General features: G+C 65.8%; 20 protein-coding genes and 1 tRNA gene. 10 read left to right on the top strand and 11 right to left on the bottom strand.

Translation table 11 applies throughout. The features are described from left to right. Positions 1-11 precede the first annotated feature (11 nt). The 10 genes from OQZ28_RS14395 to rlmB form a co-directional block, all read right to left on the bottom strand. The gene (locus OQZ28_RS14395; RefSeq protein WP_458136498.1) at positions 12-644 is read right to left on the bottom strand and encodes a hypothetical protein; all 633 of its coding nucleotides are present in this window, start codon (positions 642-644) and stop codon (positions 12-14) included. 114 nt (positions 645-758) lie between these two features. Continuing rightward, positions 759-986, bottom strand: coding sequence for a hypothetical protein (locus OQZ28_RS14390; RefSeq protein WP_207303441.1), 228 nt, complete (start codon positions 984-986; stop codon positions 759-761). 186 nt (positions 987-1,172) lie between these two features. Beyond that, complete coding sequence (locus OQZ28_RS14385) at positions 1,173-2,042, bottom strand: aldose 1-epimerase family protein (RefSeq protein ID WP_458136531.1); 870 nt, start codon at positions 2,040-2,042, stop codon at positions 1,173-1,175. A gap of 60 nt (positions 2,043-2,102) precedes the next feature. After that, complete coding sequence (locus OQZ28_RS14380) at positions 2,103-2,627, bottom strand: hypothetical protein (protein WP_408884453.1); 525 nt, start codon at positions 2,625-2,627, stop codon at positions 2,103-2,105. A 143-nt stretch (positions 2,628-2,770) separates the two neighbouring features. Further along, positions 2,771-3,208: a CHRD domain-containing protein gene (locus OQZ28_RS14375; RefSeq protein WP_458136497.1), complete on the bottom strand. Its 438-nt coding sequence runs from the start codon at positions 3,206-3,208 to the stop codon at positions 2,771-2,773. 165 nt (positions 3,209-3,373) lie between these two features. Then, a complete protein-coding gene (locus OQZ28_RS14370; RefSeq protein ID WP_165399136.1) occupies positions 3,374-3,511 on the bottom strand; it encodes a hypothetical protein in 138 nt (45 codons plus the stop codon). 343 nt (positions 3,512-3,854) lie between these two features. Beyond that, a complete protein-coding gene (locus tag OQZ28_RS14365) occupies positions 3,855-4,856 on the bottom strand; it encodes an SDR family oxidoreductase (protein WP_275100981.1) in 1,002 nt (333 codons plus the stop codon). Positions 4,857-5,064: 208 nt separating this feature from the next. After that, complete coding sequence (locus OQZ28_RS14360; RefSeq protein WP_130731179.1) at positions 5,065-5,415, bottom strand: RidA family protein; 351 nt, start codon at positions 5,413-5,415, stop codon at positions 5,065-5,067. 118 nt (positions 5,416-5,533) lie between these two features. Further along, on the bottom strand, positions 5,534-7,678 hold the full coding sequence (locus tag OQZ28_RS14355; RefSeq protein WP_458136496.1) for an FUSC family protein: 2,145 nt from the start codon (positions 7,676-7,678) through the stop codon (positions 5,534-5,536). A 252-nt stretch (positions 7,679-7,930) separates the two neighbouring features. Continuing rightward, positions 7,931-8,761: a 23S rRNA (guanosine(2251)-2'-O)-methyltransferase RlmB gene (gene rlmB, locus OQZ28_RS14350; protein WP_458136495.1), complete on the bottom strand. Its 831-nt coding sequence runs from the start codon at positions 8,759-8,761 to the stop codon at positions 7,931-7,933. A 118-nt stretch (positions 8,762-8,879) separates the two neighbouring features. Here rlmB and OQZ28_RS14345 point away from each other — a divergent pair. From OQZ28_RS14345 to OQZ28_RS14335, 3 genes are all read left to right on the top strand, one after another. Then, positions 8,880-8,965 (top strand) — tRNA-Tyr (locus tag OQZ28_RS14345). Positions 8,966-9,181: 216 nt separating this feature from the next. After that, on the top strand, positions 9,182-9,946 hold the full coding sequence (locus OQZ28_RS14340) for a lysophospholipid acyltransferase family protein (RefSeq protein WP_165399137.1): 765 nt from the start codon (positions 9,182-9,184) through the stop codon (positions 9,944-9,946). Next, complete coding sequence (locus tag OQZ28_RS14335) at positions 9,943-10,704, top strand: glycosyltransferase family 2 protein (RefSeq protein ID WP_458136494.1); 762 nt, start codon at positions 9,943-9,945, stop codon at positions 10,702-10,704. The genes OQZ28_RS14340 and OQZ28_RS14335 overlap by 4 nt, the downstream gene beginning before the upstream one ends. Before the next feature lie 12 nt (positions 10,705-10,716). On the opposite strand, the gene OQZ28_RS14330 is transcribed toward OQZ28_RS14335, so the two are convergent. Then, positions 10,717-11,307: a hypothetical protein gene (locus tag OQZ28_RS14330; RefSeq protein WP_458136493.1), complete on the bottom strand. Its 591-nt coding sequence runs from the start codon at positions 11,305-11,307 to the stop codon at positions 10,717-10,719. A gap of 189 nt (positions 11,308-11,496) precedes the next feature. On the opposite strand from OQZ28_RS14330, the gene OQZ28_RS14325 reads away from it, so the two are divergent. Genes OQZ28_RS14325 through OQZ28_RS14295 form a run of 7 tightly spaced genes read left to right on the top strand, consistent with a single transcriptional unit; the run spans position 11,497 to position 19,160 of the window. Beyond that, a complete protein-coding gene (locus tag OQZ28_RS14325; protein ID WP_458136492.1) occupies positions 11,497-11,769 on the top strand; it encodes a phosphopantetheine-binding protein in 273 nt (90 codons plus the stop codon). A gap of 9 nt (positions 11,770-11,778) precedes the next feature. Next, positions 11,779-13,425: an AMP-binding protein gene (locus OQZ28_RS14320; RefSeq protein ID WP_458136491.1), complete on the top strand. Its 1,647-nt coding sequence runs from the start codon at positions 11,779-11,781 to the stop codon at positions 13,423-13,425. Further along, a complete protein-coding gene (locus tag OQZ28_RS14315; RefSeq protein WP_458136490.1) occupies positions 13,418-14,350 on the top strand; it encodes an LpxL/LpxP family acyltransferase in 933 nt (310 codons plus the stop codon). Before OQZ28_RS14320 ends, OQZ28_RS14315 begins: the two co-directional genes overlap by 8 nt. Next, positions 14,337-14,936, top strand: coding sequence for a LolA-related protein (locus OQZ28_RS14310; protein WP_458136489.1), 600 nt, complete (start codon positions 14,337-14,339; stop codon positions 14,934-14,936). The genes OQZ28_RS14315 and OQZ28_RS14310 overlap by 14 nt, the downstream gene beginning before the upstream one ends. Continuing rightward, on the top strand, positions 14,933-17,266 hold the full coding sequence (locus OQZ28_RS14305; RefSeq protein WP_458136488.1) for an MMPL family transporter: 2,334 nt from the start codon (positions 14,933-14,935) through the stop codon (positions 17,264-17,266). Before OQZ28_RS14310 ends, OQZ28_RS14305 begins: the two co-directional genes overlap by 4 nt. Next, positions 17,263-18,477, top strand: a complete 1,215-nt coding sequence (locus tag OQZ28_RS14300; RefSeq protein ID WP_458136487.1) for a beta-ketoacyl-[acyl-carrier-protein] synthase family protein — start codon at positions 17,263-17,265, stop codon at positions 18,475-18,477. Before OQZ28_RS14305 ends, OQZ28_RS14300 begins: the two co-directional genes overlap by 4 nt. Then, a complete protein-coding gene (locus OQZ28_RS14295) occupies positions 18,477-19,160 on the top strand; it encodes a beta-ketoacyl synthase chain length factor (protein WP_458136486.1) in 684 nt (227 codons plus the stop codon). The genes OQZ28_RS14300 and OQZ28_RS14295 overlap by 1 nt, the downstream gene beginning before the upstream one ends. Positions 19,161-19,225 lie beyond the last annotated feature (65 nt).

The raw sequence follows: 19,225 nt of genomic DNA, 5'->3' as shown, positions 1-19,225 counted from the left end.
CTGTTTGTGGTTCATCGCAGCCCGTCTGTCACCCCCGGCCCCTCATCACCCGCACCGGGCAGGCCCGTGGCGGCCGCCGGGGGAATGCCTTCCTCCTGGGTTGCGGGCGTGGCGTAGGCGGGGTCTTCACTGAACTGGGCCGAGACTTCCTTGATCTCGTCAAAACTGGCCTTGTACCAGTCCACCTGCGTCATGGTGTGGCTGCGCACGACAAAGCTGAGGAAGGTCGGCTCGGACACGGCATAGCCATACAGCGCATCATCCTGCCCCGCCCGGTTGCGGAACATGAACCGGCACGTCGCCGCATCGGTATAGCGCAGGAAGGTATGGTAGATGATGGTCGGCACGATCTCGTGCATGGCCTGGCCGATATAGTATTCGGGCCGCTTGTTGATGAGGTCGGTCGTGGCGTTATCGAGAATGCCCTCGTTTTCCAGCGCGCCCGCACTCTGGGCAAAACGGGCGGGATTGACGCGCACCGTCACCTCGCAGCGCCGCACATGGTAGGCGGAGGAAACCGTAATGCCGAATTTCTCGTAATCCGGCATCTTGTTGAAGGCCGTTGTCGCCGCCCCGGCAGTGCCCCCATGCGCCAGCATGGCAAGGCCAATTCCCCCCATGCAGTTCAACATGCGCCTGTGCATCGCCCTGTGCCTTCCTGTTCGCCCGCGCCATGCGGCAGTTATGAATATGGCGGCACACCGTGATGCGCCGCCATATACAATATCACAGGACTGGCCTGCCCGCAGGCAGCAGTTTCAGGCCCGGTCCCACCCGCGCAGCGCGAGCAGCGAGGGGCTACCTTCCATGCCGCAATGGCAGCCCGAGGGCACGGCCACGCTGGGCAGCGTGGCGAGCAGCATCATCCCCTGCTTGCGATAGGCCGCACCCACCCACGCACTCACGCGCTGGCGGAAGGAACGGATCGGGAGGGAGGGGGAAGACGGGGAAAATCCCACGGCGGGGACAGGAGAAAAACTACGCATCAAGGCGTTTCCCGTGAGCCTAGCGGGCGATACTGCCGCATGCTGCTCCTGTTGCTCTACTACGCCGCAACCAACGCCTTGCACATCCGATATTTTCGCAGATTTACGGGCCGATCCATGCTGTTTTCGCAAGGCTTATTCCGGCGGGTGTTGCGCGGAAAATACACCCGCCGGAACCCGCCGCGCTCAGATGCAGCCAACCTGCCAGCCAGCCCGCCATTCCTGCCCCGGCTGAAGGTGGAACACACCCGGGCGGGTGGAAAATTCACCACTGAAACCCACCGGGCTTGCAATGCCATGCCAGGGCTCGATGCACAGGAAATCACCGCCCGGCTTCATCCACAGGCCCAGATAGGGAAAGCCCTCCCATGTCAGCCGCAGGCCCGGCCCATCGGGGATGTGGTAGGTCAGGCCATGGCTGGCCAGCTGGTCGAGAATCAGCGCGTCCGGCGCAAACAGGGCCTCGTCAAGCGCCAGCGTGCGGCCCCTGATCGGGGTTGGCAGGGCTTCGGGCAGCAGCAGGCCGCCTTGCAGGCGGCGGATGGGGGCAGGCTCGGGCGCATCAAAGGTAATGACATGCCGGTTCTTGGGCACATCGGGGGCGAGCGGCCAGATGAAGGCGGGGTGCGCGCCAAGCGAGGCGGGCAGCACGCGCGCGCCATCGGGGTTGGTCACGCAGTAGCGCACCGACAGGGTGCCGTGCTCGATCCGGTATTCGATGACGAGGCTGAAGGCGAAGGGGAACATTTTGCGCGTCTCGTCCGTATCGACGAGTTCGAGGCGGCAGCCGGTCTCGTCACGCGCGAGCCAGCGGAAGGTGCAGTCGCGCGCAAAGCCATGCTGGGTCATGCGGTAGGGCCTGCCCTCTACCCAGGCGGTATCCTCGACCAGCCGCCCCACGATGGGGAACAGCACCGGCGACTGCCGCTGCCACGGCGCGCCGCCGCCCCACAGCAGGTCGCGCCCGCCCGCGCGCAGGGCGCACAGTTCGGCCCCCTTGGCGTGCACGCTGGCAGCAAGGCGGCCATCGCCAAAACTATGGGTATTCTCGGTCATGCTGGCGGCTCCATCAGGTTTCATGATGAAGCTACCATGCACGATCAGGGTGCCGCCTGCCTATTGGCGTGATGCAGGGCTGGTGGCCGGAGCGGGTGCTGCGGCAGGCTGCTGCGCGGGCGGCGTGGTGCCGGGGTTGAGCCGAATCGTCAGGCGCTCGACCGAGAAGGCAAGCCGCGCGCCGCTGCTGGTTGAGGTGAACTTGATATAGATGCCGTTATTGTTTTCCATGACGGCACCGCCCTTGCCCGCCCCCATCGTGGCCTCGCCCTGCACGGACCAGTACGTGCCCTCGATATCGGACACGCGATACAGGTTATAGACGGTGCCCACCGCCCTGGTGCGCGAAAAACCAATGGCAGCCCCCGAGCCACCCCGGATGCGGAAGGGATAGTCATGCCCCTCGAAGGTCAGCACGCCCTTGCCCCATGATACACCCGCCCCGACATCCGCCGCCGAAATGGCAAAGGTGATCGTTCCCGTATGGTCACCAAGCGCATCCGCCGCGCGGGCATGGGCGCACAGCGGACCAAAACCGGACAGGGATATAACAGCCGCGGTAGCGGCCACATATGCTAGGCGCAAAAGCAAACTCCCTGACTTCTGGCGATATGTGTCGCCCGGCTCCATGAAGGATTGGCATGGCTTCCATGCCGTAACGCCAACAGTGCCGCACAAATAGCAGCCATGCAAACCCTATCATGGACTTTATGCCAGGCGGCCCGGCTTTACGGCCTGGCAGGCGGGGTCAGGCGCTCGATCTGGGCGCGGGCCTCGCCATTGGGCAGGGCAGCGGTGTGCAGGTTGACGTAAACCTGCCCGTTCTGCAGCGCCTGCGCCTGCTCGGCCGAGAGCAGCACCGAACCGTGCTGGCCTGGCTTATAGGGGCCGGGAATGGGCACGAGCACGCCCGCTTCCTCGCCTGCCGGGGCGGGGCCATGGAAATGCGCCGCCGTGACCGGGCCGCTCAGGCCGCTCCATGTAATGACATACTTCACGAGGTTGGTGCGCGTGTTCAGCGCGGCCTCGACCTTGCCCTCGGGGTGGGATGTCGTACCATGTTCGCCTGCAAAATGCCCTTCAAGACGCACGACCGACGCCAGCGCGGGCGAGGCGAAGGCAACACTGGCCACGACGAGGGCCGGCAGGGCGGAAAAACGGATCATCTCTCTGACTCCAGTGCGGGGTGTGGCCCGCATGCCTTGTTCCGGTTTTTATGGGATATGCGTAACGTGAATGCGTATCACATGCATGAACCCCCGGGCAGCGCAACACAAATCCCTGTAGGGCCATGATGTTGCCAGATACTTAATCCTGATGGCGCTTTTTTTTCAGATATCCAGCGGGCGGGGCCGCTCCATCCAGCGCATGTCGGGGATGAGCCATCCGGCAAGGCGGCGGTAGCACAGGCTGCGGCGGGGCCATAACAGCCCCTTAAGGCCCGGCGTGGTGACATCGTGATCAGTCATCCTGTCATCCCTCTTTTACCATCAGGAGATTGCCTGAAAAGGCAGACCCGATCATGCCTTGAAATGATGAAAGTTTTTGGGTGCCGCCTTTTTTCAAAAAGGCGGCGTTCTTCGAAGCTTTTTGGAAAAAAGCTTCACCAAAACTTTTATCAAGGCGTTGTTTTAAAATACCCTTTCATGAAGGGGCGTGTCACCACGGATGGGAATCCGATATGAACCGCCCGGCATCGGTAATCATGCCAATGGCGAAGTAACACGCCGCGACACCAAGCAGCATCAGCAGGGCAGGAATGATCATGCGCATGCCTGTGCTGTGCCACCGCGCGCAGCACAGCGCAAGGGTTCAGCCAACCCCCGTGCCGCCCGAGGCCGCATAGACCTGCCCGGTGATGTAGCTGGCCTCAGATGAGGCCAGGAGCACGTAGATCGGTGCGATTTCCGCCGGTTGCCCGGCCCGGCCCATCGGGGTCTCGCCACCGAAATTGTGGATGTTCTCCTCCGTCTGCCCGCCACTGACCTGCAGCGCGGTCCAGAACGGGCCGGGGGCGACAGCGTTGACGCGGATGCCCTTGTGCACCATCTGCTTGGCCAGCGACTTGACGAAGGCGACAATGGCCCCCTTGGTCGCGGAATAGTCCAGCAGGATCTCGGACGGGCTGAACGCATTGACCGAGGCCGTAGCAATGATCGCGGCTCCGCGCGGCATGAGCGGAATGGCAGCCTTGCTCAGGTGGAACAGCGCATAGATATTGGTGCGGAAGGTCTCGTCGAACTGTTCGTCGGTAATATCAAGAATGCTGGCCTGATGGCGCTGGCGGCCCGCGTTGCTGACCAGTATGTCCAGGCCGCCCAGTTCATCATGCGCGCGCTGGACAAGCTGGGCGCAGTATCTGCTGTCACGCAGGTCACCGGGGAGGGCCACCGCCTTGCGCCCGGCCTCGCGGATGAGGGCCACGACCTCGCGCGCATCGGGTTCCTCCTGCGGCAGGTAGGCTATGGCCACGTCCGCGCCCTCGCGGGCATAGGCAATCGCGGCGGCGCGCCCAAGGCCGGAATCACCGCCGGTGATCAGCGCCTTGCGCCCGGCCAGCCGGCCCGCGCCACGGTAGCTCGTCTCGCCATGGTCAGGGCGGGGGTTCATCTTGCCCGCAAGGCCGGGCCAGGGCTGTGACTGCTCGGGAAAGGGCGGGCGGGGATAGGCATTTTCCGGGTCGACCAGTGGCGGGCGGGGCGCGGCCATTTCGGCTGCCTGCGCCCGGCTTGAGGCCGCCGCTGCCGTTACAAGCCCCGCCGCTGCTGCCAGCACGGTGCGGCGGGAGGAGGCGATATGGCTGTCATCTGGCATGGGGCAGGCTCCGTATCTGTAACAGGGGCGCTTGTGGCCCCGGGGCTACAGATCAAACAGTGCGCCTGCCGCGCGGTTGCATGCCGGGCGGGTTTTGTGACCGTCCGGTGCCAAAAGGACTTCGTGGAAATCCTATCGGGTCAATATGTTGCACATGGAAAGATGCCGCCTTTTTGAAAAAGGCGGCACCCAAAAACTTTTATCCTTTTCAGGCCAGGGCGGCGATGCCGGTGATCTCGACCTTCCATTTCGGGTTGGCCAGGCGGGCCTCCACCGTGGCGCGGGCGGGCTTGCTGGCGGGGTCGAGCCAGGCATCCCATGCACGGTTCATGGCGGCCATGTCATTCATGTCGCTCAGGAAGATCTGCACCGAAATCAGGTTTGCCTTGCTGGTGCCGGCCTCGGCCAGGATGGCGTCAATCTGGCGCAGGATGTCGGCGGTCTGGCCCTCGGCATCGAGGTCGGCATCATCGGCAACCTGCCCGGCAAGATAGACAAGCCCACCATGCACGACAGCCCCGGCGAGGCGTTCTTCAGGTTGCAGGCGTTTGATGGTCATGAAACGAATTCCTTATTATTGCAAGTTTCCAGAAATAACACCTTATCAAAATAATAAAAGTTTTCGAATGTCGCCTTTTTCCAAAAAGGCGACGGTCTTCCGAAGCTTTTGTCCTGGTCTATGCGCCCCCCTTGCCCGCCCCATCAGGCGGCAGGTGAAAGCGGCGCGTCACATCGAAAAACCGGGCATTCATGTGCAGTTCACGCACCAGTATTTCCAGATAGGCCACGCTCCACCCCAGATCGAGGCGGCGCGACAGGTTGACCTCGCCATCCACCGCAGCCCGCATCTGCGCAAGGGCCGCGGCCACGATGCGGGCCAGCTCCACCGGCGGGCCGCCCTTCCATGCGCCAAAGGCCGCAAGCGTGCGCTCGACCGTAGCCACCACGGCGGGCGGCAGGCTGCCGCGGGCCAGCAGGCCGCGCAGGCGGATCAGGTTCAGCCCCACCGTCATGGCCGACAGCACGCCATCCAGATACGCATTGGTCTGCGCATCGGACATGGTGGTCGCGTGCCTTACCAGCCGGGCAAAGCCGGTCGTGAGCCGGTTCACCCACGCGCCGGGGTCAGGTATGGCGGGAGCGAGGGCAATGCGGCGCAGGTCGCGCACGATCTGGCGGCGCATGCGCCACCGCTCGGCATCGGGGTCAAAGGGCAGCACGAGGCGAAACACCAGCACGCTGCACCCGATGCCCAGCACCACCGCGCTGTTGGTGTTGAAAAAGGTCAGTTCATCCAGCCGCGACTGGTTACCCGGATAGACCATGAACGGCAGGAAGTTGTTATAGGGCGCTGCCGTACCCGCCGTGCGCGCATCGCGCAGCGCAAGACCACCCACCATCATGGGCACGAACAGCGAGAGCACCAGCGTCTCCCACACCGCCTGGTCGGGCAGCACCAGGAAGGTGATGATGGCCGCGACCAGCACCGCCCATACTGCCCCGCGCAGGAAGCCGATGCTGTCGCGCACCGGGTTTTCATTGGCGGCAAAGCGGCTGCAGGTCACCACCACGAACATGGCGAAGGTCGCGCCATCGGGCCAGCCGGTGCACTCCCACACCAGCCCGCCCATCAGCACCGCAACCGCCGAACGGATGCCGTTATGCCACGCCGCCGTGCGGTCGCGCCATGGGGGAATGGAGAAGTGAAAGTGGTCATGCGCCGGCGCAACCTGTGTTGCCGCCAGATGCGCCAGCGCCGCATCAAGCCGCACCAGCAGCACGCCAAGCGAGGCATTGAGGATGTAGCCATCAAGATGCTGCTGCCCCGCCGCCCGGCCCGGCGGGGTGGGGCCGGATACGGCAATGATGTCATTGACGAGCTGCTGGCGGCATTCCGCCCCAAGGTCGCGCAACTGCGCGCGCAGGGCGGGAATGGCGGCCAGCGGATCCGGCCCCGCCAGTGCCGCCTGAATGTTGCCGAACAGCGCCTGCGCGCGTGCAAGCGGGGTGACGAAGGCAGGCGGCAGGTCGCCCGTGGCATGCATGCGCACACTCAGCCCCAGCCCGCGCGACATCACCACCGCAATCGAGGCAAGTGCTGCGCGCGCATGGTCGCCCGCGCGGGTGCGGTGCTGCATCTCCACCTCGCTGAACTCGATCTGGTCCGATACGGAAAAGACCGAGCCCAGCAATGTGCGTGACTTGAGGAACGCCCCCTCGTGCCCCTGCATCATGCTGCCGAGCGCCTGTACTGCCTGGCCTATGGCAGCGCCCACCTTCTGGCCGATCTCGCGCCGGGCCACGTCAATCAGGCTGGGGGCGAACACGGCGGCCAGCGCGCTCTCGCACAATATGCCCACAAAGATGTAGGTCGAGCGCGACAGCGCGATGTCAAACACCTGATGCGGCGCATTGGCGGCGTTCAGCGCAATCAGCCCGCTGGTAAAGGCCATGAGCACCAGCGCATAGGAATGAAAATTGCGCAGGAAGGTCGCCAGCCCGCAGCACACCCCCACCCACAAGGCCAGCACGGGAAACAGCAGCCACGCCGATTGCGGCATGGCGGCAATCAGCGCAACGCCCGCCACCGCGCCAAGGCAGGTGCCCAAAAGCCGCCACCGCGCCTTGGACATGCTCTGCCCGCGTGAATTCTGAGCCACGATCCATGTGGTCATGGGGGCCCATTGCGGGTCATCCATCTCCATCCACAGCGCCAGCACGAGGGCCAGCAGGGCGGCGATGGTCGTGCGCAGCGCAAAGCCGAAATCCGCAAGGCGCGGGGCGTAAAGCCAGCGGAACCGCCGCAGCAAGCCATCCGTCATGCCTGGCGCCGCAGCTCCCTGCCCCACCTGCTGCGGGCTGGCGCAATGCCCCTCTCACGTAATCGTGTCATGCCCCTCCCAATGGCAATAACGGGGGCACAAATCTACATGTTATAACGTAAATAGTTTTTCATGTTTCCCAGCCTTTTCGCCGGGCGTTACGGGCGATGGCGCTGCGTGCGCAGGGGGCTGCAAGGATACAGGTTTCCATGTGCAGCCTTTTTTAAAAAAGGCTGCATTTTCCCTGTGGTTTTAGCGGTGGCGGAACATCTCGTACAGCGCCACGGCGGCAGCGTTGGATACGTTGAGGCTTTCCATGTCGCTGCTCATGGCCAGACCCGCGATTTCATCACAATGCTCACGCGTCAGCCGCCGCAGGCCCGCGCCCTCCGCGCCGAGCACAAGGGCAACCCGGCGCTGGTGGAAGGCCGCGCCATCCAGAATGCCGCCGCCCGCATCAAGCCCCACCACCCACAGGCCACGCGCCTTGAGCGCATCAAGCACGCGCGAGAGGTTGACCACGCGGATCAGCGGCACGATCTCGAGCGCGCCCGAGGCCGCGCGTGCGAGCGTGCCGGTCTCGTCAGGGGCGTTGCGGTCCTGCATCACCACCGCCACCGCGCCAAAGGCCACCGCCGAGCGCAGGATGGCGCCCACGTTGCGCGGGTCGGTCACCTGATCGAGCACCAGCACCGGGCCGGGCTGCTCGAGCACCGTATCAAGGTCGGGCGGGGTCAGCATATCGGCCAGCAGGGCCATGCCCTGATGCACGGCGTCAGGGCCGCACAGCGCATCAAGCTGGGCACGCTCGGCACGGACGGCCTGGATGGGAAAGCCGCCTTCAAGCCTTGCCGCCAGGGTTTCCTGCGCTTCCGCCGTGACCAGGAGCTGGCGCAGCTTGCGGGCCGGGTTTTCAAGCGCGGCCTGAACCGCATGCAGGCCATACAGCCAGCATGTGCCGTGCGGAGCCGATGCGGCCCCACGACCACCCCGCCTGCCGCCCCTTTCAGGTGTGGCGCGGGCGGAAGAAGCGGAATGAGCCCCGGACGAGGCGCCACGGCGGCGGGATGTGCGCATGTTCATGATCGCTCTTTAAGCCCAACGGGCACCGGCGTCATTCCCCCAAACGAAAATTGTCGCAAATTTTTCACCCATGCCCTTGACTTACCCCCCGCATACCCCGTATTTACCCGCCCAACCTGGAGGGATGCCCGAGTGGCTAAAGGGGGCGGACTGTAAATCCGCTGGTGTACGCCTACGTTGGTTCGAATCCAACTCCCTCCACCATTCTCCTTTTTTCAAAATGACTGCAATCTGCATCACAACGCTGGCGCGCCGGCGCTTTTTGTGTTTTCCCGCCGTGCGAATTCGTTTGTGTATCGGCCATGACCCGAAGCGATGCAGGGCCTATTAGGAAGTTACACCCCCTTCCGCCATAATGGGCTATCAGGTGCCTGCCCTGTCGTGGCAACCCGGTTCGGTTTTATGGATATGATAGGCAAGATGGCGCGGAGAGGCTGGCATAGAATTATTTTCTGCATCGGCCTTGTCTATGCTGTCTGGGCCTTTGCGGTATTCAATGCTGTTGCGCTGCTGCTGGCCCCTGTCGTGCCGCGCAGGTGGCGGGGCACGGTCGGGCGGCGGTGGGTGTGGGTCATGTCGCGGCTTTCGCTCAACGTGCTGCGCGGGCTGGGCGGAATCCGGTGCGACGCGCGCGACCTCAGGGCACTGGCCCATATCCGCAACACCGTGGTGGTGGCCAACCATCCATCGCTGATGGATGCCATGCTGTTCACCGCCTACCTGCCCGACCTTGTGTGCGTGACCAAGCAGTCCCTGCTCGATCACCCGTTCTGTGGCGCGGCGCTGCGGCTTGCGCAGTATCCCGGCAACGACACGCCGCTGCGCCTGATCCGCAGCACGGTTGCACATGCGCGCGCGGGCCAGCCCATCCTGCTGTTCCCCGAAGGCACGCGCTCGGGCCGGGCACAGGTCAATGACGCCTTTCACCCCGCCTTCGCCGCCATTGCCATGCAGGCGGGCTGCACGGTGCAGATCATGGTCATCACCAGCACTTCGCCCTACCTGCGCAAGGGCGCCTCCCTGCTGCGCAGGCCAGCGCTGCCCATTACCTATACCGTCACGCGCGGCGCGACCCTGCCCCCGCAGGCCACCCACGCCATGACATCACGCGAACTGGCAGGCCAGGTGCAGGCCTGGCTGACCGAGGCCCTTGCCCGGCAGGCACCCCATGGAGGCATGGCATGAACCCGCCCGCCCCACGGCATCTTGTCGTGATCCCCTCCTACAATACCGGCCCGGTGCTGGCGCGCACGGTGGCCGAGGCCCTGGCCTCCTGGCCCGATGTGCTGGTGGTGGTCGATGGCAGCACCGATGGCAGCGCCGACACCCTGCCCGCCCTTGCCGCCACCCACCGGGGCCTGTCGGTCACGCACCTGCCGCGCAACCGGGGCAAGGGGGCGGCCATCCATCATGGGCTGCGCTGGGCGCGCACGCATGGTTATACCCATATCCTGACCATGGATGCCGACGGGCAGCACCCTGCCGAACAGATTGGCCGGTTCATCAAGACTTCACGCAGCGCGCCGGCGGCCATGATCCTGGGGCGGCCGGTCTTTGCCGATGACGCGCCCGCGCTGCGGGTGCAGGGGCGCCGGGTTTCCAACTGGTGGGCACGGCTGGAAACCCCGGGCAGTGACATCGGGGATTCGCTGTTCGGCTTCCGGGTCTATCCGGCGGCCGACCTGCTGGCGGTCATGGACACGGTATCGGGCATGCGCCGCTATGATTTCGACCCCGAGGCCGCCGTGCGCCTGTGCTGGCGCGGGCTGGACTGTGTCAATCTTGATTCACCCGTGCGCTATCTCAGCCGCGATGAAGGGGGCATCTCCCACTTCCATTACCTGCGCGACAACCTGCTGCTGATCCGCATGCATGTGCGACTCATGATCATTTTTCTGGGCCGCCTGCTGCGGCCCCTGCGCAGGCGCGCCGCACGGGCGTGAAAGGGCGGCCCCTCACCCCCGCGCGCGGTTGTTGAAGGCCCTGACGGACTCCATGATCGAGGCATGCTCGAAATTGCGGATGCGCCAGCGCCGCACGCCCGCTTCAACCCCGAACATGACCAGCACCAGCGGCAGGCTCGCCCCATGCAGCACCGCGCGCCACCATCCCGCGGGCCCCGCCAGCGCAAGGAGCGCGGGCAGCAGGAGCTGCACCGCAAAGAAAAGACTCCATGCCCATGTCAGCTGGCGGGTATAAAGCCGCACATCGGGCCGCAGCGTGCCGTGCACCTGTCGGGCCAGCATGGTGACAAGCGGCTCACGGCCGGGCCGCAGGGTGCGCGCGAACAGCAAAAGCAACGCGCCCTGAAGCACGGTGTACAGCACCACGGAATCCGCCAGCAGCACAAAACCGGGGGGCAGCGCGTATCCAAGCGCCGCAAGGACTGCAAGGCCCGCCCCCCATGCCACGCGCCAGCGCATGACGGATGCCGCCAGCAGCATGCAGCCCGCCATGGCCTGCCCCGTTACCAGCCAGCGCGCGGCAGGGGCCACAAACCCCATGCCCGAGAGCACATGCGCCCCTACACTCGCCACAAACAGCATGATAATGCCAGTTAAACGCATAGAACCGCCTGACCGTAAGAACCCACCATACCGGCATCACACTGAAGAACGATGCACAAAACCCGGCTTCTGTTACAGAATGATTCAGTATTGTTACAGGCCATGGGGCAGGGTATGCTCCGGACCACAAACCTTCTGATATTAATGTAAATAAATAGGCATAAATTAGTGGCGGAAAACCCTCCATCTCCATCAGAAACCGAAGTAGCGGCCCTTATTGTAGAGACCCTGCAACTGGACATGCCCGTCTCCACAATCGATATGGACGCCCCCCTGTTTGGCGATGGCCTTGGCCTGGACTCCATTGATGCGCTGGAACTCTCGCTGGCCATCAAGCGGCAGTACGGCGTGGAACTCCGTTCGGACACTGCCGATAAAGTGGATATCTTCCGCTCCGTGCGCAGCCTGACCCATTACATAGCAGCGCATTCCCCGTCCTAAGCCATCAGCATGCATGCGTTTCCCCTGCTCGGCCACCCGGCAGCCCCCCTGTTCAGAACACCGGAACGCCTCATAACCGGCAATGGCGTGCTCCATGCAGCCCACGCCCTTGCCGCGACACTGCCGCCGCGGCCCATCATCAACCTGTGCCGCGACAGGCTGTACTTTACCGCCGCCTTCTGCGCCGCCGTGCTGCGCGGGCAGTACAGCGTGCTGCCGGGCAGCAGGGCTGCCGGGCCGCTCGCGCACCTGCTGGCCCGCTACCCCGATGCGGCCATCGTGACCGATGCCGACCTGCCGCCCTGCCCGCTCCCGGTCGCAACGCCTGTCATCCGCCTCTCCACCCTGGCAGCCGATGGAGCGGGCACGCCCGCCAACCCGGACATTGCCGCAACACAGGTCGTGGCGCATATCCTGACATCGGGCAGCACCGGCACGCCGGTCGCCCATGCCAAGACATGGGGCGCGCTGAGCCGCCGGGCGCAGGCGAGCATAACGCTGTTCACGCCCGTACCGGGCAAGGTTGCCACCATCGTGGGCACGGTGCCGCCCTACCACATGTACGGTTTCGAGACGACGGTCATCCAGCCCCTCGTCACGGGCTGCCCCAGCACCACGGGGCCTGCCCTGTTCCCCGCCGATATCCGCGCCCGCCTCGGGCAGGGGCCGCAGCCGTGCATCCTGCTCACCACGCCGCTGCACATCCGTACGTTCCTGGCCGACCCCACGCCCCTGCCGCCCATTGCGCGGGTCATATCCGCTACGGCGCCACTCGATACCGCCACCGCCGAGATGGCGGAACGCTGCTGGCACGCCCCCGTTTTCGAAATTTATGGCAGCACCGAAACCGGCTCCATCGCCACGCGCCGCACCACTGCAACGCAGGCATGGCACCTGCACCCCGGCATCAGCCTACACCCCCGCCCCGATGGCACCGCCCGCATCGAGGCACCCGATGCCACGCCCCATGTCGTGGCCGATGCCCTCACGCCCCTCACGCCCGATACCTTCAGGCTGGAAGGCCGCATGACCGACATCATCAAGATCGCGGGGCAGCGCACGTCCCTTGCCGGGCTGAACGCCATCCTGCTGGGCATACAGGGCGTTGAGGATGGCACCTTCATTGCCCCCGAACCCGATGCCGTGCCCGGCCAGCCCGTGGGGCGTATGGAGGTCGTGGTGGTGGCGCCCACCCGCGCGGCACCCGACATCCTGGCCGCGCTGCGCGCACGCGTGCCGCCTGCCTTCCTGCCGCGCCGGGTCATGCGCGTGGATTCCCTGCCCCGCAACGAAATGGGCAAGCTGACCCGTACCGCCCTGCTCGCCCTTGTGCATGAACCACGCCCGGCCACCCCCGCCACGGCCACGGCCACGGCGGTGCAGGATGCTGGCTGCTTCAGCATAGCAGCAGACCACCCTGCCCTTGCCGGGCATTTTCCCGGCTGCCCCATCGTGCCCGGCGCGGTGGTACTGAGCGAGACCTTTGGCCTCATGGGGGTCGAACCCGCCCGGCTTGAACAGATCAAGTTCCTCCACCCCGTGCGGCCGGGCGATACCGTGCGGGTTACGCACACGACGCAGCCGCTGGCGTTTACCTGCACGGTGGGCACGCAGGTCGTGGCGAAAGGGCGCCTGCGCAATGGCGCCCATGCGTGAACCCGGACCCGGCTGGGTCAGGCCCGAGCGTGGCACAGCCGCGCTCTCGCGCTTCATGATCTGGCTGACGCTGCGGGTGGGACGCCCGTTTGGCGAGGCCATCCTGCCATTCATCACGCTGTATTTCCTGCTCACGGCCCGGCAGGCGCGCCGGGCCTCGCGCCAGTACCTGGCCCGCGTGCTCGACCGGCCCGTGCGCATGGTGGATGTGGCGCGGCATTTCCATACCTTCGCCGCGGCCATACTGGACCGGGTCTTTTTCCTGGCAGGGCGTTACAGGGGCTACAAAATCGACACCAGCGGGCTGGACTGCGTGCATGCGGCCATGGCGGGCGGGCGCGGATGCATCCTGCTGGGCGCGCATATCGGCTCGTTCGAGGCATTGCGCAGCGTGGGCCGCATGTCGCCCTTTCCCGTCAAGGTGCTCATGTTCCGCCGCAACGCAGGCGCGCCCACCCGCCTGCTGGAGCAGCTTGCCCCCGAATTCACCCATGATATCATTGATATCGGCGAGCCTGACGCCATGATCCGCGTGCATGAAAGCCTGGCGCGCAATGAACTGGTGGGCATGCTGGGCGACAGGGCGCCGGGGCATGAAAAATCCGTGCTGACCCCGTTCCTTGGCGGCATGGCGGCCTTTCCCGCCGGGCCGCTGCTCGTGGCCAGCATGCTGGGGGTGCCGGTCATCCTGTTCAGCGGGGTGCGCACGGGCTACAGGCGGTATAGGGTGCACTTCGAGCTGCTGGCGGAACAGATCACCATCCCGCGCAGGCAGCGGGCCGAGGGGCTGGCCACGTGGATGGGGCAGTACGCCCGCTGGATGGAACGGCTGTGCCACGCCCATCCCTATAACTGGTTCAATTTCCACGATGTATGGGTTGCCCCGCAGGTGGGAAAACACGGGGGGAACCATGAAAAACCATAAACGCGCCCTTGCGCCCGCCTTGATGGCACTGGCCCTGCTCCGGGGGGCGGGCAGCGCGCATGCGCAGGACGTGCAGCCGCCGCCCGACCTGGCGGCGGCCATCATCGCCCGCATCGGCATGGTGCCCGCACGGCACAATGCCTTTCATGAAAGCAAGCATATCGCGGCGCTCACGCATGACCTCGACTCATCGGGGGAGCTGATCTATGCCCGCCCGGGCCATGTGCAGAAGATCACGCGCGAACCGAGGCCCGAAACCCTGATCGTGCAGGGCACGACGCTGAGCCTGGCCCGCGGGCAGGGACCGGCCCGCGTGGTGGACCTGTCGCACCATGCGCAGCTTGCCGCCCTTGTCGAGGCCATCCGCGCACCGCTTGATGGCGACATCACCGCCCTGCGCCATGACTATACGCTGGCGGCACAGGGCGATGTTGCGCACTGGACGCTGCAGCTCACCCCCCAGCCTGCCATGGCGCGCTACGTGCGCACGATCACGATCGATGGCCAGAACAACGCCATGACCGTGATCCGCGTGGTGCAGGCCAATGGAGATACGCAGGTCATGCGCATCGACCCGCCCGCATGACGGCACGCCCGCGCTCCATAAAGCCGCTGGCCATCGGCCTGCTGGTCTCGCTGGTGGTGGCGGCGTGCGTGTTTGCGCTCATACCGCTGCGCACGGACATGGCGGGCTTCCTGCCCGCGGGCCGCACGGACAATACGCGCTTCATCATGCGCGAGATCCAGTCCGGCAGTGCCGCCACGGTCATCCTGGCCGGGGTGGAGGGGGCTGCGCCCGATGTGCTGGCCCATGCCAGCCAGGCCATGGCGGACAGCCTCGCCCGCAGCGGGCTGTTCGTGACCGTGACCAATGGCAGCCGGCCGCCCGATGGCGCGGACGAGGCCTTTCTGTTCAGCCACCGCTACCTGCTCGCCCCACAGGATCCGGCGCGCGATTTTTCGGTCAATGCGCTGCATGATGACATGCAGGCCGTGCTGGACATGATGGAATCCTCCGCCGAGCCACTGGCCCAGCATTATGGCCTGGCCGACCCGACCGGGGCCTTCATGGCGCTGCTGCGGGCCTGGGCGCCGCACAGCCACGGGCGTAGCATTGATGGCGTCTGGTTCGCCCCCGAGCGCGACCGCGCGCTGCTTTTGCTGCGCACCCGCGCCAACGGCATGGACCTGTATGCGCAAAAGCAGGTGCAGGCGGCGATCAATGCCGCCTATACGGCGGCGGCACGGCCCGGCATGCGCCTGCTCATGTCCGGGCCTGCGGTGTTTGCGCTGAAAGCCTCGCACGCCATGCAGGCGGATGTGGAGTTCCTGTCAACCGCCTCGATGATTCTGGTCACGGCGGTGCTGATCTGGCGTTTCCGCTCGCCATGGGTGCTGGCGGCGCTGGGCATTCCGTTCGCGCTATCGCTCAGCATGGCGATGATCGTGGTGCGGGTGCTGTTTGGCTACGTGCATGGCATCTCGTTCGGTTTTGGCATGGCCATGCTTGGCGTCTCGCTCGACTATCCCGTGCTGCTGATCGGCCACCGCGACCAGGGCGAGGCGGCAGATGCCCCCCTGCGCCGGATCGGGACCAGCCTGCGGCTTGCGGTGGCCAGCGCGTGCCTCGGCCTGACGGGCATGGTGTTCTGCGGGCTGCCGGGGCTGGCGCAGCTTGGCGTGTTTTCGGTTGCGGGGCTTGTAAGCGCCGCAGCCACGACATTATGGCTCCTGCCACGCCTGATCCAGAAGGCCGACCTTTCCCCCGGTGTCGCCACCCATGCCGACGGCATCCTGCGCATTGAATCCTGGCGGCGTTACCGCCTGTGGTTCCTGATCCTGCCGGTTCTTGGCGCAGGCGTGCTCGTGGCCCATCCCCCCCAGCGCGAGACCGATATCGCCTCCCTCAGCCCCGTGCCGCCCGCGCTGCGTGCGCTCGATGCGGAATTGCGCCACGAAATTGGCGCCCCCGATGCAGGCCAGGCCATTATCGTGCAGGCCCCCACCGTGCAGGGCGTGCTCGAACGCGAGGAACAGCTCATGCCCGTGCTCGACGCCCTTCAGGCGCGCGGGGTGATGGGCGATGCGGAATACGCCGCCCGCTTCCTGCCCAGCATGGCCCTCCAGCGCGCCCGGATCACGGGCCTGCCCGACACGCCAACGCTGACCCGCAACCTTGATGAAGCCCGTGCCGACCTGCCCTTCCAGCCCGATGCCTTTGCGCCCTTCGTGCATGATGTCGCAGCAGCACGCGCCATGGCGCCGTTACAGCCGGGCGACATGACATCCCCGCTCGTTGCCACCCGGCTGGCCCCGCTTCTATTCGCCCGCCAGGGCCAGTGGTTTGGCATCATCCTGCCCGAAACCGTGCGCGATACGGCAGCCCTTGCCACAGCCTTCGCAACGCAGCCCGGCATCATGGTGCTGAACATGCGCAACGAAACAAACGCCATCGTGGCCGACCACATGCATCAGGCCCTGTGGTGGACGGCGGCTGGCACCCTCATGGCAATAGCCCTGCTGGCACTCGGCCTGCGCAGCGGCGGGCGGCTGGCGCGCGTGTGCGTGGCGGTGGGGAGCGCTGGCATAATCATCCTGGCCGCGATGGGCGTGCTGGGGGTCAGGCTGTCGCTCATCCATGTCATTGCGCTGCAGTTCGTGATGGGAGTGGGGCTGGATTACGCCCTGTTCTTCGCCCGCCCCCAGATCGACCGGGCCGAACGCGCCCGCACCTTACGCACCCTGCTTACCTGCAATACAATGACCCTCCTCACCTTTGGCATCCTGGCATGCTGCCGCACCCCGCTTTTGCGTGATATCGGCTCAACCGTCGCGATAGGAGCGTTCCTGGCCATGCTGTTCAGTTTCATGATGGCGGCACCCCTGGCCGATACCACGCGGCAGGCCCGTTCATGAGTGCTACCATGACCGCCCTGCGCATGACCGCGGGCACCGGCATCAGCGCCATTGGCCGTGGCGTGGGCCAGACGCTGGCCGCCCTGCGCAACCGGCGCACCGGGCTGGAGCCGTGCGATTTTGCCGGCATCACCCATGGCTATGCAGGGCCTGTTGCAGGCGTGGAGGCCCACGCCCTGCCCCCGGCGCTGGCTGCCTATGAGTGCCGCAACAACCGCCTGATCGACATGGCCCTGCGCACCGATGGCGTGGCCGAGGCCATCATGGCGGCCCGCGCGCATTATGGCGCGGGGCGCATTGGCGTGGTCATGGGCACCAGCACATCGGGCGTGCTGGCCAGCGAGGACGCCTTCTGCGCCATGGATGCGCAGGGCAGGCTGCCCGCGAACTTTGATTATGAACACACGCAGGACCTGTTCTCGCTCGCGCGGTACGTGCGCGCGGCACTGGAGCTGGGCGGCCCCGCGCTGTGCGTGTCGATGGCGTGCGCATCCTCCTCGCGCGCGTTCATGGATGCGGCCTACCTGATCCGCGCGGGTATCTGCGATGCGGTGGTGGTGGGCGGGGCGGACAGCCTGTGCCGCATGACGCTGCGCGGCTTTGCCGCCCTTGAACTGGTCTCGGCCCGGCGCTGCCGCCCGTGCGATGCGCTGCGCGATGGCATCTCGATCGGGGAGGCGGCGGGCATCGTGCTGCTCGAGCGCCCTGATGGCCGCGCCATCAGCGGCCCCCCCGCCGGGTTTCGCGCCACCCTGCTCGGCTATGGCGCCAGCAGCGACGGGCACCACATGTCCACCCCGCACCCGCAGGGCGCGGGCGCGGCCCTGGCCATGCAGCGCGCGCTGGACAGTGCGCGCCTGCCGGTGGACGCCATTGATTACATCAACCTGCACGGCACCGGCACCCGCGCCAATGACGCGATGGAGGACAGGGCGGTCAGCACCCGGTTTGGCGCGCATGTGCCCTGCTCCTCCACCAAGGGCTGGACGGGACATACGCTGGGCGCGTGCGGCGTGCTAGAGGCCATAATCTGCGCCCTGGCCATCGAGCACGGGTTCATGCCCGGCTGCCTTGGCGTGGATGAAGTCGACCCCACCTTCAGGGCCAATGTCCTGACCACCAACATGGCCCGGCCCGTGCGCCATGTCATGAGCAACGCCTTTGGCTTTGGCGGGGCGAACTGCAGCCTGATTTTTGGAAAGGCCGCCTGATGCGCGTCTGGATTCCGGGCCTGGCCGTGCAGGCCGATGGCATGGCGGGATGGGAGCCCGCCCGCGCCATCCTGCGGGGGGAAGACACATGGCAGCCCACGCCCTGCGCCCTGCCGCCGCCTGCCACCCTCGCCCCCAACGAACGGCGGCGCACCAGCCCCATCGTGCGCCTTGCCATGGCCGTGGCGGCCGAAGCCTGTGCCGCGGCAGGCTGCGACCCGGCCGCGGTGCATAACGTGTTTGGCAGCTCCAATGGTGATGGCAGGGTGGTCAATGCCATCCTGCAGGCACTCGCCGACCCGGCAGCAGGCATATCGCCCACGCAGTTCCACAACTGCGTGCATAACGCGGCGGCGGGGTACTGGACCATCGGCAGCCAGTCCCACCAGCCCGTGGCCTGTCTTGGCGGGTATGACTGGAGCTGGGGCTTTTCCCTGCTGCAGGCCGCGGCCGAGGCGGTCGTGGAAGGAAAGACCGTGCTCCTGTGTGTCTATGACATGGCCATGCCAATGCCGCTGGGCCAGAAACGGGCCACGCGGGGCACGTTTGGCGTGGGGCTCGTGCTCTCTCCCCACCCCGTGCCGCACGCGCTGGCCATGCTGGATGTGGACTATGGAGCGGAGGATGTCAATCGGCACTCAAAAATAACCCCTGATCGGCATGCAATATTAACCCCCTGTTGAAGGCCCGGCCTGTCTCCTGAAGCCGTAGGCGTAAGGAGACAGGCCGGGGCAGGTATGGATCTGGA

This window comes from Komagataeibacter sp. NFXK3, assembly GCF_054182245.1.
The sequence above is the reverse complement of the archived record's forward strand: the minus strand, read 5'-3'. Positions and strand labels throughout refer to the sequence as shown.

Excerpts from the sequence above, each read along its gene's own strand:
- OQZ28_RS14395 (WP_458136498.1), bottom strand. The coding sequence starts at position 644 with ATGCACAGGCGCATGTTGAACTGCATGGGGGGAATTGGCCTTGCCATG.
- OQZ28_RS14390 (WP_207303441.1), bottom strand. The coding sequence starts at position 986 with ATGCGTAGTTTTTCTCCTGTCCCCGCCGTGGGATTTTCCCCGTCTTCC.
- OQZ28_RS14385 (WP_458136531.1), bottom strand. The coding sequence starts at position 2,042 with ATGACCGAGAATACCCATAGTTTTGGCGATGGCCGCCTTGCTGCCAGC.
- OQZ28_RS14375 (WP_458136497.1), bottom strand. The coding sequence starts at position 3,208 with ATGATCCGTTTTTCCGCCCTGCCGGCCCTCGTCGTGGCCAGTGTTGCC.
- OQZ28_RS14370 (WP_165399136.1), bottom strand. The coding sequence starts at position 3,511 with ATGACTGATCACGATGTCACCACGCCGGGCCTTAAGGGGCTGTTATGG.
- OQZ28_RS14365 (WP_275100981.1), bottom strand. The coding sequence starts at position 4,856 with ATGCCAGATGACAGCCATATCGCCTCCTCCCGCCGCACCGTGCTGGCA.
- OQZ28_RS14360 (WP_130731179.1), bottom strand. The coding sequence starts at position 5,415 with ATGACCATCAAACGCCTGCAACCTGAAGAACGCCTCGCCGGGGCTGTC.
- OQZ28_RS14355 (WP_458136496.1), bottom strand. The coding sequence starts at position 7,678 with ATGACGGATGGCTTGCTGCGGCGGTTCCGCTGGCTTTACGCCCCGCGC.
- rlmB (WP_458136495.1), bottom strand. The coding sequence starts at position 8,761 with ATGAACATGCGCACATCCCGCCGCCGTGGCGCCTCGTCCGGGGCTCAT.
- OQZ28_RS14340 (WP_165399137.1), top strand. The coding sequence starts at position 9,182 with ATGGCGCGGAGAGGCTGGCATAGAATTATTTTCTGCATCGGCCTTGTC.
- OQZ28_RS14335 (WP_458136494.1), top strand. The coding sequence starts at position 9,943 with ATGAACCCGCCCGCCCCACGGCATCTTGTCGTGATCCCCTCCTACAAT.
- OQZ28_RS14330 (WP_458136493.1), bottom strand. The coding sequence starts at position 11,307 with ATGCTGTTTGTGGCGAGTGTAGGGGCGCATGTGCTCTCGGGCATGGGG.
- OQZ28_RS14320 (WP_458136491.1), top strand. The coding sequence starts at position 11,779 with ATGCATGCGTTTCCCCTGCTCGGCCACCCGGCAGCCCCCCTGTTCAGA.
- OQZ28_RS14315 (WP_458136490.1), top strand. The coding sequence starts at position 13,418 with ATGCGTGAACCCGGACCCGGCTGGGTCAGGCCCGAGCGTGGCACAGCC.
- OQZ28_RS14310 (WP_458136489.1), top strand. The coding sequence starts at position 14,337 with ATGAAAAACCATAAACGCGCCCTTGCGCCCGCCTTGATGGCACTGGCC.
- OQZ28_RS14305 (WP_458136488.1), top strand. The coding sequence starts at position 14,933 with ATGACGGCACGCCCGCGCTCCATAAAGCCGCTGGCCATCGGCCTGCTG.
- OQZ28_RS14300 (WP_458136487.1), top strand. The coding sequence starts at position 17,263 with ATGAGTGCTACCATGACCGCCCTGCGCATGACCGCGGGCACCGGCATC.
- OQZ28_RS14295 (WP_458136486.1), top strand. The coding sequence starts at position 18,477 with ATGCGCGTCTGGATTCCGGGCCTGGCCGTGCAGGCCGATGGCATGGCG.